Here is a 13,124-nt window from a genome sequence, read left to right as displayed (position 1 = left end):
TTTTTTACTTGGTTTAAAAACAGTACAGTACAGGATAGAGTAATTCTAATGCTATCTTATTTTCGTTATTTATTTGTATGTAAGAAGCAAAAAAAGGATTTATTTAAAGTATATTTAAGAGATATGTTTTTTTAAAATCAATTACCAAGGTTAAATTTAGTTTGGATAATGAATTTCATATTTTTTAATCTATAACTCATTTTTTTACATTGAATTTAAAATCAGTTTAAATTACAGTTTTGAACTTGGTAGAATTGTTCTCTTTAATGTTGAAATATTATGATAAAAATGAAAGAATTTAAATTTGTAAATTATTTATGGGATATTAAAAAAGCGGAAACTCTAGGAAATGACCAAGTTGCCTTGTTTTTGTATCGCTCAAATATTTTAGGTGCGGATTTACGCATTACGAATTATGGAGGTGGGAATACAAGTTGTAAAACCATAGAAAAAGATCCGCTTACCAATGAGGATGTTGAGGTAATGTGGGTGAAGGGTTCTGGTGGTGATATTGGTACTTTGACCCGAGCAGGAATTGCAGGATTGTATACAGATCGTTTAAGAAATTTAAAAAATGTTTATAAAGGTTTAGCTGATGAAGATAGAATGGTTGGCCTTTTTAACCACTGCATTTTTGATTTAGACAGCAAAGCTCCTTCGATAGACACGCCTTTACACGGTTTGCTACCATTTGCGCACATAGATCATTTACATCCTGATGCACTTATTGCAGTTGCTGCAGCAAAGGATAGTGAGAAGGTGACAAAAGAGATTTGGGGAGACACCATGGGTTGGGTGCCTTGGCAAAGACCGGGGTTTGATTTAGGTCTACAATTGGAAAAATGTTTAGAAGAAAATCCGGGAATTAGAGGAATTGTTTTAGGCAGTCACGGACTATTTACTTGGGGAGATACCTCTTATGAATGTTATATAAATAGTTTGGAGGTCATAGAAATGGCCTCAGAATTTATACAGAAGAAAATTGAAAAAAAAGGTGTTGTTTTTGGAGGAGAAAAAATAAAGAGTTTGCCCCAATCAGAACGAATAGAAAAAGCATCAACATTAATGCCTCTTTTAAGAGGATTGTGTTCTTCAGAAAACAGAATGATAGGTCATTTTGATGATAGCGAAGTGATTCTTCAGTTTAGTAATAGCCAGGATTTAGAAAAGTTAGCCCCTATGGGAACCTCTTGTCCAGACCATTTTTTACGCACCAAAATACAACCTTTGGTTCTAGACTTAAGTCCCAATGAAGATCTAAGTGAACCAAAAGAGGTATTAAAAAAGTTAGAACCAGCATTTGAAGCTTATCGACAAGAATATATCAACTATTATAACACATGTAAAAAAGAGAATAGTCCATCCATGCGCGATCCAAATCCGGTAATCATTATATATCCCGGAGTTGGCATGTTTAGCTTTGCAAAGAACAAACAAACAGCAAGAGTTGCCAGTGAGTTTTATATCAATGCAATCAATGTGATGAGAGGGGCAGAAGCTATCTCTGAGTATACCTCCTTACCAAGACAAGAAGCCTTTGATATTGAGTATTGGTTATTAGAGGAAGCAAAGCTCCAACGTATGCCCCAAGAAAAACCGCTGTCGAGAAAAGTGGCATTCGTCACTGGTGCAGGCGGAGGTATAGGCAAAGCTATTGCAGATAAATTAGCAGCAGAAGGCGCTAATGTTGTACTTTCTGATATAGTAGAAGAACGACTAATAGAAGCAATCTCTACGTACAAAAATGATATTGCGGCTTATGCAGTTTGCGATGTAACTAACAGTTCATCAATAGAGCATGCATTTAAAAAAGCCTGTGTTGAGTTTGGCGGCGTAGATATTGTGGTTCATAGTGCAGGTTTAGCCATTTCAAAACCCATAGAAGAAACGACAGAGAAAGATTGGGATATTTTACAAGATGTCTTGGTAAAAGGTCAATTTGAATTAGCTAGGCAGTCTGTTGACATCATGCGAAAGCAAAATTTAGGAGGAGATTTTATCAGCATAGCGAGCAAAAATGGCTTGGTTGCCGGTCCTAACAATGTAGCCTATGGAACTGCCAAGGCAGCTCAGCAGCATATGGTAAGGTTATTGGCATCAGAATTGGCAAAGGATAAAATTAGGGTCAATACAGTCAATCCGGATGGAGTTATTGTAGGTAGTAAAATTTGGGAAGGAGAATGGGCAGAAGGAAGAGCCAAGGCTTATGGAATTAGTGTTGACGAGTTGCCAGCTCATTACGCAAAGAGAAATCTTTTGAACGAAATTATTTATCCTGAAGATATAGCCAATGGTGTTTTTTCATTAGTGGCTATTTTAGATAAATCCACAGGAAATATCATTAATGTAGATGGAGGGATGGCGAATGCCTTTGTCCGCTAATAAAATTTATTTCATTAATTAGTTTAAGTTAGTTAGAGTAATTGATCCTTCCATAAATATAATTTTTATGGAAGGTTCTTTCAAAAGAAGTTATGAAAATAAGTAAAGATCAGATTGCAGAATCAAACCAGAAAGAACAAAATAACCATCGAGTTCAATTTGAGTTTTTAGAGGATCAGTTAAGCAGAAAGAATGTGCATGTTGCTGAACTTATTCAAAAGCTAGCAGATTTTCAAGTAGCAATACCAAGTTGGGCTTTAGGTGCAGGTGGTACAAGATTTGGAAGATTTTCTTATTATGGCGAACCCAGTAACCTCACTCAAAAGATAGAAGATGTTGGGATTATACACATGTTAACCAGAACTGCTGGCGCAATTTCTTTACACATTCCTTGGGATGTCCCAGAAGATTATACGGCTGTAAAAGAATTGGCAAGATCTTTAGATTTAAAGTTTGATGCGGTAAATTCTAATACTTTTCAAGATCAAAAAGGTTCGAGAGAAAGCTACAAATTTGGATCGCTGAGCAATGTGAGTCAGGCAGTGAGAGAGCAGGCAATTGCCCACAACAAAGAAGTGATTGGCATTGGAGAAAAATTGGGTTCAAAAAGCCTCACTGTTTGGTTGGCAGACGGTTCTTCATTTCCGGGGCAAAATAACTTTCAAACTGCTCTGCACCATACTGAGAATAGTTTGAAGGAGATTTATAAGTCTTTGCCCATTGATTGGAAAATGTTCATAGAATATAAACCCTATGAACCCAATTTTTATAGTACTGTTATACAAGATTGGGGAACCTCTTTTATGTTGGCGAACGCCTGCGGTGAAAAGGCCTATTCACTTGTAGACCTCGGACATCATTTACCTAACACAAATATAGAACAGATTGTATCTACGTTAATGTGGAAAGGGAAATTAGGAGGTTTTCATTTTAATGACAGTAAGTTTGGTGATGATGATTTAACGGTAGGAAGTATAAAACCCTATGCACTATTCTTAATTTTTAATGAGTTGGTGTATGGTATGGAAAACAATCCACAAAATCCTGATTTGGCATGGATGATTGATGCTAGCCACAATATCAAAGACCCCATAGAAGATTTGATACAATCTTTAGAAGCCATTCAAGAGGCGTATGCAAAAGCCTTGTTAGTAGATCAAGTCGCACTAAAATTGGCACAACAAGAAAATGATGTTACACAATGTCAGGAAATTTTACAAGGTGCATATAGAACAGATGTTCGAAGTTTGATTCAAATGGCACGTGTACAAAAAGGTGGAGCCATACATCCGTTGAAGGCATATAGAGAATTGGCTATTCGTAAAAAACTTATTGAAGAAAGGGGAAAACACACGATTGCTACCGGCTTATAAAGAAAAAAGATGAAGAAAAAAGTAACAGCCATTTTTGATATTGGTAAAACCAACAAGAAGTTCTTTTTATTCGATAAAGATTTTCAAGAAGTCTATCGCGAGTATGCCAGGTTTGAAGAAATTGAAGATGAAGATGGTTATCCCTCAGAAGATTTATTGGCACTTCAAAAGTGGGTCGTTGAGGTTTTTGACAGAATTTTAGAAGATAAGAAGTACAAAATAAAAGCCTTAAATTTTACCACTTACGGAGCCAGCTTTGTTCATTTAGATAAATATGGTAATCCAATAATGCCATTTTACAATTATAATAAAATATTAGATCAGGAAGTAATTGATTCATTCTATGAAATCTACGGTCCCGAAGAAGAATTTTCAAAAACAACAGGAACTTCAAACTCAGGAATGCTTAATTCTGGCATGCAATTGTATTGGCTCAAGTACAATAAACCTAAGATCTTTAAGAAGATAAAATATTCCTTACACTTTCCTCAATATTTGAGTTATTTATTTACAGGTATTCCTGTTTCAGAATTTACGAGTATAGGTTGTCATACTAGCCTTTGGGATTACGACAAAAAAGATTACCATGATTGGGTTTATCAAGAGAAAATTAATGAGATACTAGCACCTATTGTCTCAACAGATACAAGCATTTATAAAAATTATAAAGGGAAGCATATAAAAATTGGTGTAGGAATTCATGATAGCTCAGCTGCATTAATTCCTTATATCCGAAGTACGGATAAATCTTTTATTCTAGTTTCTACAGGTACATGGAGTGTCACCCTAAACCCATTTTCTAATAAAAATATCACCAACAAGGAAACGAAAAATGGTTGTATCAATTATATGAGAGTTGATGGCAGTCCAGTAAAATCTTCACGTATATACATGGGAAAACAATACCAAATTATGATGAAGAAAATGGCCAAGCACTTTAAGGTTTTTGATGAGTACCATAAGACTGTTCGTTTTGATCAAGCGATCTATAACGATATTCTTAAGGATTATGAACCAATATACTTTAATGATAATCTGCAAGAAACAGATGTAGAATTGAGCAATTTACCTTACCGATACTTTGAGGAGGCTTTTCATCATTTCATGATCGAAATTATTCAAGCGCAATTAGATAGTATTGAAATGGTGAAAGGGAATAAAAGAATAAAGAAATTGTATGTGGATGGAGGGTTTACAGATAACGATGTTTTCATTCAACTGTTGGCCCATTATCTGCGTGATATGGATATGAGAACGACCAATTCTGCATTTGGGACCGCTTTGGGGGCCGCAATTGTTATTTCACCAAAAAAATTGAATTCGCAATTTCTTAAAATGAATTATGGCCTTAAAAAACACGTGCCTTTTTTAGTGTCATCTAACAATAGATAAATAATGAGTCAAATAAACATAGAAGAAGAAGTTATAGAAGGAATTGCCGGAGGCGAATTCGAAAGAGAACCCGTTCCTTCCTCAAAATTGAAAGGGTGGAAGAGTTTTTTGGGAATGTATGCAGGGGAGCATGCAGCAGGCACGGAGTTCATGATTGGACCCTTATTTTTAACTGCTGGTGTAAGTGCTTTTGACTTGATTATAGGGTTACTTTTAGGAAATTTATTAGCAGTTCTAAGTTGGCGCTATTTAACGGCCGAGATTGCGGTCAAGAATAGATTGACCTTATATTTTCAATTAGAAAAAATTAGTGGTAAGAAATTGGTAACAGGATACAATTTGGCTAATGGAATTCTTTTTTGTTTCCTTGCTGGATCAATGATAACTGTTTCCGCCACAGCAGTTGGAGTACCATTAAATATGGAAATGCCAAAACTAACAGATACTATGCCCAATGGAATGACTTGGATTGTGATTGTTCTACTTATAGGAGCAGTTATATCATTTATAGCAGCCCGCGGATACGATACAGTTTCCAAAGCTGCAAATTGGATGTCACCTATTATTGTAGTGGCTTTTATGGCCTGTGGTTTGGTTGCCTTGAATCAATTGGGGGTAAAAAGTTTAAGTGATTTCTGGAATATCTGGGGAGAAGGATCTGAACCATTTCCAGGTCAAATTAAATATACATTTTGGCATGTCGTGATTTGGTCTTGGTTTGCCAACGCAGCAATGCATGTGGGTATGTCAGATCTTTCTGTTTTTAGGTTTGCAAAAAAAGCAAATTCTGGGTGGACAACAGCAGCAGGAATGTATGTCGGGCATTATATGGCATGGATTGCCGCAGCATTACTGTATGCGGTTTATTTAAAAACACCTGAAGCGCAAGCTTTTTTGTCAAATGGAGAAGCTCCGCCGGTGGCTCCGGGACCGTTGGCAAATAATGCCCTAGGTATTTTTGGTATTATAGCAGTAGTGTTGGCAGGATGGACAACTGCAAACCCAACAATCTATAGAGCGGGTTTAGCTTTTCAGGCAATATTACCGAAACTATCAACGGCAAAAGTGACTATTTTAGCTGGAACTATTGCGACAATAGCCGGCATTTTTCCAGCATTTGCCATGAAATTACTCGGCTTTGTTGCACTCTATGGCTTTATTTTAGCTCCTTTCGGGGCTATAATTGTATTCGAACATTTCTTTGCGAAAAAATATAACATTATCAAAAATTATGCAGAATTTGCCGGAATAGCTTTTAACAAAGCAGTATTCTACGCTTGGCTTATTAGTTTTGGCTTATTTTATGTAATTTCATTAAAGTTTGATGTTTTTCTATCGTTTGTTACGCTTCCAGCTTGGCTTCTTTGCGGCATTCTATTTTTGTTATTTAGCAAGTATTATCAAAAAAGTAGTTTGTGATTTGCGTAGAATTAAGTGCGAAATATTGATACATAGACCATGATAAATAGGTTAAATACGAAGTTAATGCACCCCAGAGATCAAATTGCTTTGGTGATTCGTCGCATTTATGAAAGGGGAATGACCACAACTTCCGGTGGAAATATCTCCTTGAAAGATGAAGAAGGAAATATTTGGGTCACGCCTTCGGCAGTAGATAAGGGATCTTTAAGACCATCTGATATTGTTTGTGTAAAAAGCAATGGATCAATTATTGGTAAACATAAGCCATCGTCAGAATTTCCTTTTCATAAAGCCATTTATGAAGCGAGATCAGATATCAAAGCTGTTATTCATGCACACCCTCCGGCATTGGTTTCTTTTAGTATTGTTCGTAAAATTCCAAATACCAATGTGATTTCTCAGGCAAAACATATTTGTGGTCCAATTGGCTATGCCAAATATGAACTTCCTGGAAGTAAGGCACTTGGAGAAGTTATCGCGAAGGAATTTGCTAAAGGTTTTAAAGCAGTGATTATGGAAAATCATGGAACTGTTCTTGGGGGATCTGATTTAAGTGATGCTTTTCAAAGATTTGAAGCACTAGAGTTTTCTGCCAGAATTATTTTATTCGGCTCAAATATTGGCAAACCTAATTATTTGAGCGATGAACAAATCAACGAATGGGAAAAGCAAGTGCCTTCTTTGATGCCAGAAATGGATGTAGTAGAACATCCATCTGACGAAAGGGAAAAGAGGAACGAAATTGTAAAAATAGTACGCAGAGCTTGTCGACAAGGTTTGATGATAAGTAGCTATGGAACCGTTTCGATGAGATGGAAAGGAAATGATTTTTTGATTACTCCAACAGATGTACCTAGATGGGATATGGATATTGGAGACATTGTTCAAATTAAAAATGGAAAAAGAGAATCTGGAAAAATGCCCAGTAGAGCTACCTGGATGCATGAGGAAATTTATAAAAAGAACCCAAAAGTGAATTCTATAATTATGACTCAATCTCCTTATTTAATGGCATTTGGTGTAACTAATGAGTATTTGAATGTGCGAACTATACCAGAAAGTTGGATCTTTTTACAAGATATTGCATCATTCGAATTTGGAACACACTTTAAATCTCAATCCGAATCAAAAATAATTAATAACAAATCTACAGCCATAATTATTCAAAATGATTCTGTTATGATTACAGGAGATAAATTGTTGCAGACTTTTGATTACCTTGAGGTCGCTGAATTTAGCGCCAAATCTTTGGTGATGGGGGCTTCACTTGGCGAAATGGTTCCAATTAATAACGAACAAGTAGAGGAATTAAGAAAAGCATTTCTTGAATAATCTTTAAAACCCTTAAAAAATTGATTCATGAGAGTTGGTCTCTTTATACCTTGTTATATCAATCAATTGTATCCGAAAGTTGCTATTGCCACTTTAGAAATTTTGGAGAAATTGGGTGTCGATGTACATTATCCTATGGGGCAAACTTGTTGTGGGCAGCCTCTAGGGAATTCTGGATATGAAGAAGATTCAAAGGCAACCTGCCAATTGTTTGTTGAGAATTTTAAATCTTATGATGTAATCGTAGGACCGTCAGGAAGTTGTATTTATCATATTAAAAAACATTTTGATATTTTGCCTCAAACTTCAGAGGTTAAGAAAGTGCGAGAAAATAGCTATGAATTATGTGAATTCATTTCTAAATATTTTGATCCGGGAATATTGAATGCCTCATTTCCCTTTAAGGTAGGGTTACATAAAAGTTGTCATGGTTTAAGAGGATTAAGACTTGGATCTTGCTCTGAAAGGGCAGATGAATACTTTTCCAAAGAAGAACAGTTATTAAATCACGTCAAAGGATTGGAATTAATGACCTTGACACGTAAAGATGAATGTTGCGGTTTTGGTGGAACATTTTCTGTATTCGAAGAAGCAATTTCTGTAAAAATGGGAAAAGATCGAATTAAAGATCATCTAAACAGCGGGGTGGAAGTAATTACTGGGGCGGATCAATCCTGTTTAATGCACTTAGAAGGGTTGATAAACAGAAGTCAACAGCCCATTAAAGTGATGCATATTGCTGAAATTTTAAATAGTCAATTATCATGATCCATGCAAAAAATGCTGAAATATTTAATAGAGATGAGCTTAAAGTAGATTGGCATGATAAAGCTTTATGGTTTGTTAGAGAAAAAAGAGATCGAGCTGCACATGGCGTAAAGGGTTGGGAAGAATTACGAACATTCGCTTCTGAAATTAAAAAGAATGTCCTTTCCAATCTTGATAATTACCTCATTGAGTTTGAAAAGAATGCACTAAAAAATGGCGTAATAATTCATTGGGCTTCAGATGCTGAAGAGCATAACCAGATTATACTCGGAATTCTGAAAGCAAAGAATTCTTTTAAAGTAGTTAAAAGTAAATCTATGCTTACCGAAGAATGCCATTTAAATCCCTTTCTAGAAAAGAACGGCGTAGAGGTCATAGATACAGATTTAGGAGAGCGAATTGTACAATTGGCAGACGAACCTCCAAGCCATATAGTATTACCTGCCATACATAAAACAAAAGAAGAAGTTGATGTTTTGTTCCAGAAGCATCTAGGTACTAAACCAAGTAAAGGTAATCCGGAATATTTAACCAATGAGGCGAGAAAGCATTTACGTGATAAGTTTTTAAAGGCAGATGCGGCTATTACCGGTGTGAATTTTGGTATTGCCGAGACAGGTGGATTCGTGGTTTGCACCAATGAAGGTAATGCTGATATGGGAACCCATTTGGCCAAGACCCATATTGCTTCTATGGGGATAGAAAAGATTATACCTAAACAAGAGCATTTAGCAATTTTTTTAAGATTACTAGCAAGAAGTGCAACTGGACAACCAATCACTACTTATTCATCGCATTTTAAAAGACCAGCTATGGGTACTGAAATGCATATAGTCATTGTTGATAACGGTAGGTCTGAACAATTGGGTCGTGAGGATTTTAGATCTTCATTACATTGTATTCGTTGTGGTGCTTGTATGAATACCTGTCCCATTTACAGAAGAAGTGGCGGCCATAGCTATGAGGCTACCATTCCTGGTCCAATAGGTTCAATTCTCTCTCCCGGAAAAGATTTGACTCAAAATAGTTCTTTGCCATTCGCATCAACATTATGTGGTTCATGTTCAGACGTTTGTCCGGTAAAAATAAACATACATGAGCAACTTTATAAATGGCGGCAGTTGATCGTAAAGGATGTAAATCAACCCTTTATGAAGAGAAACGTATTAAAATTTGCCGGTAAAGTCTTGGCAAATCGGAGTCTATACAAATTTTTTGGAGGCTCTGCACGTTGGTTGCTCAAAAACGCACCAAAGAAATTAATTTATTCAGGTCTAAACACATGGGGAAAGTCAAGAGATCTAACTGACCCTGGGAAGAATAGTTTTGATGAGTGGTATAAAAATAGACAGAAAAATGGGTAAAGAAGAAATTTTATCGCGAGTTAAAAAAAACAAACCGGTACTGCACATTTTACCAGAAATAGATTTGAAGATTTTTTCAGAAGAGTTGGATCTCATCGAAACATTTAAAAATAATGTGAAAGTAGTTGGAGGTACTTGCTATACTTCAATTTCTGTAAATGACATTTATGCACAAGTTGAAAAGTTATTTTCAAATCAAAAAATAAAATATTCTTTATTACCTGATAATCAATTGTATAATACAATTGATTTTAAGTTAAAATATAATCAAAAAAGCTTAGAGAATTTAGATGTATTTATACTTAAAAGTAATTTGGGTGTGGCAGAGAATGGTGCACTTTGGCTATCAAATAACGATTTCAATATTCGTGTTCTGCCATTTATTACCAAACATTTAATTCTTGTAATTGACTCAAAAAACATAGTAGCAACACTGCATGATGCCTATCAAAATTTAGCCGGGAAGGATTATAATTTTGGAATTTTTATCTCCGGTCCATCAAAAACTGCCGATATTGAACAGTCCTTGGTCATAGGTGCACAGGGGGCAATGAGTTTGACTGTTTTTTTGACGTAATCATTTACCCCATTTGTTTAGTCATGATATTTTTTTGAATAAAAAAAGGATTTCAAAATCTTGAAATCCTTTTATTCTTAGTAGCGAGAACGAGAATTGAACTCGTGACCTCCGGGTTATGAATCCGACGCTCTAACCATCTGAGCTACCTCGCCATTTGCGCGTGCAAATATAAAAACAATTTTGCTTGACACAACATATATTTTATAAATTTTGTGAGTAAATAATTTTTTTTTAAATCTGAATATATATATATTGCCTTCGTGAAAATTTAAAAAATGACAATGAAAAAGATTGAGCTCGAATTCCCGATACATGCGTCTCCATCGTTTATTTATCAGTATGTTTCTACCCCGGATTCGTTGGGAGAATGGTTTGCAGATAATGTAAATTCTAGAGGGCAAAACTATACTTTTATTTGGGATGATTCTGAGGAAGTGGCCAAAAGAGTGGCACAAAGAACGGATCAGTTTGTTAGATTTAAATGGATAGACGCAGATGATGAAGACGCATTTTTCGAATTTAGGATACAAGTTGATGCGTTGACAAAAGACGTATCGTTAATGGTAACTGATTTTGCCGATGAGGGCGAAGAAGAAGAACTCAAAATGTTTTGGGAAAATAAAATTTCTGATTTGAAACATGCCATTGGCGGTTAATCAAATCTATCGATAAAAACCTCGGAAGCTCCGAGGTTTTTTTTTCTATTTTTGCAAAAAAATACAGAAATGATCAATTTTAATGGAACACTGATTCCAGAAGAATCTCCAATACTTTCGGCAGATAATAGAGCATTTAAATTTGGTGACGGTATCTTTGATACGCTTAAGTCCTTTCGTAATAATATTTATTTTATTGAAGATCACTATTTTAGGCTCATGTCATCCATGCGTATGTTGAGGATGGAAATCCCTATGGATTTTACCCTGCAATACTATAAGGATCAGATAGTGAAAACATTACAAGCGAATCACTTATCTATTTTAGCTCGAATTAGAGTTAGTGTTTTTAGAAAACCGGGTGGATTTTATGCACCAAAAACCAATGAAATTGATTTTTTGATCGAGGTTTCTTCCTTGCAATATATTGAAAACCAAAATTGCGAGATTGAACTTTACAAAGATTTTTCACTACAATCCGGTATTTTATCGACCATTAAAACCAACAATAAAATGCTGCATGTTTTGGCAGGTATTTTTGCTACTGAAAATGGATTTGATAATTGCGTGTTAATAAATGAAAAGAAGAACTTAACAGAAGCGATGAACGCCAATGTGTTTTTGGTCAAAGGAAATACCGTTTTCACTCCACCTTTAGAAGATGGATGTATAAATGGTATTGTTAGAAAACAGGTATTGCGAATTTTAGAAAAGTTTGATTCATTAGAACTTCAAGAAGTTTCTATTTCACCTTTTGAATTGATGAAAGCCGATGAAGTGTTTTTGACAAATTCAATTTTCGATATTCAATCTGTGACAAAGTATAGAAAGAAAATTTATACTACAGCTAGAACACAGGAAATTAGAAAGAAATATAACAACCGATTAACAGATCAAATCGCGATCTAGTTTAAACTGGGGTTGGAAGGAGCATTCGCCCATATTTTATAGACGCCCCCAAATTTTTTCATTTCATCTTTCCAAAAACTATTGTGATTTATGTTAAATAGATTTTGGAAATTATTCTCAATGACAACCCAGGAATAAACAGAGAGTTCCTCGTCAAGCTGTTTTGAAGACCAACCACTGTAACCTAAAAAGAATCTTATATCATTTTTAGAAAGTACACCTTCCTTTAATAGTTCCAATACAGCCTCAAAATCGCCTCCCCAATAAACGCCATTACTAATTTCAATACTTTCGGGAATCAATTCGGGTACACTATGCACAAAATATAGGTTGTTTTCTGATACAGGACCTCCGTAATAAACGGGAAGTGTAGAATCCAACTCTGGAAATATATCGCCTAATGTGTATTCTGTTGGTTTATTAAAAATAAACCCAACAGATCCATTTTCATCGTGTTCAGTAAGTAAAATCACAGACCGATTGAATGAACTGTCTGTTAAAATTGCTGGCTCGGCTACTAGCAATTTACCTTTTGATGCTTTAATCTTTATCATTTCGGGGGAAATTATATTGCTAAATGTAAAAAAAAATATCAAATAAAAAAAGGCTATCAAATTTGATAGCCTTTAAACGTTTAACCTTTTTAGAATTAGTTAACAGAATTTTTCAATTCAGATCCTGGTTTGAAACTTACTACCTTTCTAGCTGGAATTCTAATTGTAGCTCCAGTTTGTGGGTTTCTTCCATCTCTAGCTGGTCTGTCTTTCACATCAAAAGAACCAAAACCAACTAAAACAAGCTTATTTCCTTCTTTTAAGGTTTTCTTTACATTGCTCATCATTGAGTCTAATGCTTTTCCTGCAGCTGCTTTAGAAATCCCAGCATCAGTGGCCATAGCCTCAATTAAATCTGATTTGTTCATAGTTTAAAATTTTAAAATTAGTTA

Annotated in this window: 12 protein-coding genes and 1 tRNA gene; 10 read left to right on the top strand and 3 right to left on the bottom strand. The window is 35.2% G+C overall.

Going from position 1 to position 13,124, the window contains the following annotated elements; genetic code table 11:
* Positions 1-279: 279 nt before the first annotated feature.
* The 8 genes from ACFQ39_RS12120 to ACFQ39_RS12085 all read left to right on the top strand — a co-directional run bounded on the left by ACFQ39_RS12120 (position 280) and on the right by ACFQ39_RS12085 (position 10,610).
* Positions 280-2,382, top strand: a complete 2,103-nt coding sequence (locus tag ACFQ39_RS12120; RefSeq protein WP_377179273.1) for a bifunctional aldolase/short-chain dehydrogenase — start codon at positions 280-282, stop codon at positions 2,380-2,382.
* 92 nt (positions 2,383-2,474) lie between these two features.
* The gene (locus ACFQ39_RS12115) at positions 2,475-3,755 is read left to right on the top strand and encodes a sugar isomerase (protein ID WP_377179271.1); all 1,281 of its coding nucleotides are present in this window, start codon (positions 2,475-2,477) and stop codon (positions 3,753-3,755) included.
* Positions 3,756-3,764: 9 nt separating this feature from the next.
* Positions 3,765-5,147 (top strand): FGGY-family carbohydrate kinase, encoded by a 1,383-nt coding sequence (locus ACFQ39_RS12110; protein ID WP_377179269.1) that lies wholly within the window; start codon positions 3,765-3,767, stop codon positions 5,145-5,147.
* Positions 5,148-5,150: 3 nt separating this feature from the next.
* A complete protein-coding gene (locus ACFQ39_RS12105) occupies positions 5,151-6,566 on the top strand; it encodes a purine-cytosine permease family protein (RefSeq protein WP_377179267.1) in 1,416 nt (471 codons plus the stop codon).
* 39 nt (positions 6,567-6,605) lie between these two features.
* Positions 6,606-7,901 (top strand): class II aldolase/adducin family protein, encoded by a 1,296-nt coding sequence (locus tag ACFQ39_RS12100; protein ID WP_377179265.1) that lies wholly within the window; start codon positions 6,606-6,608, stop codon positions 7,899-7,901.
* A gap of 27 nt (positions 7,902-7,928) precedes the next feature.
* Positions 7,929-8,669, top strand: coding sequence for a (Fe-S)-binding protein (locus tag ACFQ39_RS12095; RefSeq protein WP_377179263.1), 741 nt, complete (start codon positions 7,929-7,931; stop codon positions 8,667-8,669).
* Complete coding sequence (locus ACFQ39_RS12090; protein ID WP_377179261.1) at positions 8,666-10,033, top strand: lactate utilization protein B; 1,368 nt, start codon at positions 8,666-8,668, stop codon at positions 10,031-10,033. Before ACFQ39_RS12095 ends, ACFQ39_RS12090 begins: the two co-directional genes overlap by 4 nt.
* Complete coding sequence (locus ACFQ39_RS12085; protein WP_377179259.1) at positions 9,999-10,610, top strand: LutC/YkgG family protein; 612 nt, start codon at positions 9,999-10,001, stop codon at positions 10,608-10,610. Before ACFQ39_RS12090 ends, ACFQ39_RS12085 begins: the two co-directional genes overlap by 35 nt.
* Positions 10,611-10,691: 81 nt before the next feature.
* Here ACFQ39_RS12085 and ACFQ39_RS12080 read toward each other — a convergent pair.
* A tRNA-Met gene (locus tag ACFQ39_RS12080) sits at positions 10,692-10,765 on the bottom strand.
* A 123-nt stretch (positions 10,766-10,888) separates the two neighbouring features.
* Between ACFQ39_RS12080 and ACFQ39_RS12075 the strand changes: the two genes are divergently transcribed.
* Both ACFQ39_RS12075 and ACFQ39_RS12070 read left to right on the top strand, forming a co-directional pair.
* Positions 10,889-11,269, top strand: coding sequence for an START-like domain-containing protein (locus ACFQ39_RS12075; protein WP_377179257.1), 381 nt, complete (start codon positions 10,889-10,891; stop codon positions 11,267-11,269).
* A 69-nt stretch (positions 11,270-11,338) separates the two neighbouring features.
* Positions 11,339-12,178, top strand: a complete 840-nt coding sequence (locus tag ACFQ39_RS12070) for an aminotransferase class IV (protein ID WP_377179255.1) — start codon at positions 11,339-11,341, stop codon at positions 12,176-12,178.
* Here the strand turns inward: ACFQ39_RS12070 and ACFQ39_RS12065 are convergent.
* Positions 12,175-12,732, bottom strand: a complete 558-nt coding sequence (locus ACFQ39_RS12065; protein WP_377179253.1) for a YqgE/AlgH family protein — start codon at positions 12,730-12,732, stop codon at positions 12,175-12,177. The genes ACFQ39_RS12070 and ACFQ39_RS12065 overlap by 4 nt on opposite strands.
* Before the next feature lie 95 nt (positions 12,733-12,827).
* Positions 12,828-13,100, bottom strand: coding sequence for an HU family DNA-binding protein (locus tag ACFQ39_RS12060; protein WP_377179251.1), 273 nt, complete (start codon positions 13,098-13,100; stop codon positions 12,828-12,830).
* Positions 13,101-13,124 lie beyond the last annotated feature (24 nt).

Origin of the sequence: Namhaeicola litoreus, assembly GCF_042679565.1 — a bacterium.
GTDB classification, from domain to species: Bacteria; Bacteroidota; Bacteroidia; order Flavobacteriales; family Flavobacteriaceae; genus Namhaeicola; species Namhaeicola litoreus.
The sequence above is the reverse complement of the archived record's forward strand: the minus strand, read 5'-3'. Positions and strand labels throughout refer to the sequence as shown.

Bases quoted from the DNA above. Each gene is read 5' to 3' on its own strand.
- ACFQ39_RS12095 (WP_377179263.1), top strand. From the start codon at position 7,929: ATGAGAGTTGGTCTCTTTATACCTTGTTATATCAATCAATTGTATCCG.
- ACFQ39_RS12085 (WP_377179259.1), top strand. From the start codon at position 9,999: ATGAGTGGTATAAAAATAGACAGAAAAATGGGTAAAGAAGAAATTTTA.
- ACFQ39_RS12115 (WP_377179271.1), top strand. From the start codon at position 2,475: ATGAAAATAAGTAAAGATCAGATTGCAGAATCAAACCAGAAAGAACAA.
- ACFQ39_RS12110 (WP_377179269.1), top strand. From the start codon at position 3,765: ATGAAGAAAAAAGTAACAGCCATTTTTGATATTGGTAAAACCAACAAG.
- ACFQ39_RS12120 (WP_377179273.1), top strand. From the start codon at position 280: ATGATAAAAATGAAAGAATTTAAATTTGTAAATTATTTATGGGATATT.
- ACFQ39_RS12065 (WP_377179253.1), bottom strand. From the start codon at position 12,732: ATGATAAAGATTAAAGCATCAAAAGGTAAATTGCTAGTAGCCGAGCCA.
- ACFQ39_RS12090 (WP_377179261.1), top strand. From the start codon at position 8,666: ATGATCCATGCAAAAAATGCTGAAATATTTAATAGAGATGAGCTTAAA.
- ACFQ39_RS12100 (WP_377179265.1), top strand. From the start codon at position 6,606: ATGATAAATAGGTTAAATACGAAGTTAATGCACCCCAGAGATCAAATT.
- ACFQ39_RS12105 (WP_377179267.1), top strand. From the start codon at position 5,151: ATGAGTCAAATAAACATAGAAGAAGAAGTTATAGAAGGAATTGCCGGA.
- ACFQ39_RS12075 (WP_377179257.1), top strand. From the start codon at position 10,889: ATGACAATGAAAAAGATTGAGCTCGAATTCCCGATACATGCGTCTCCA.
- ACFQ39_RS12070 (WP_377179255.1), top strand. From the start codon at position 11,339: ATGATCAATTTTAATGGAACACTGATTCCAGAAGAATCTCCAATACTT.
- ACFQ39_RS12060 (WP_377179251.1), bottom strand. From the start codon at position 13,100: ATGAACAAATCAGATTTAATTGAGGCTATGGCCACTGATGCTGGGATT.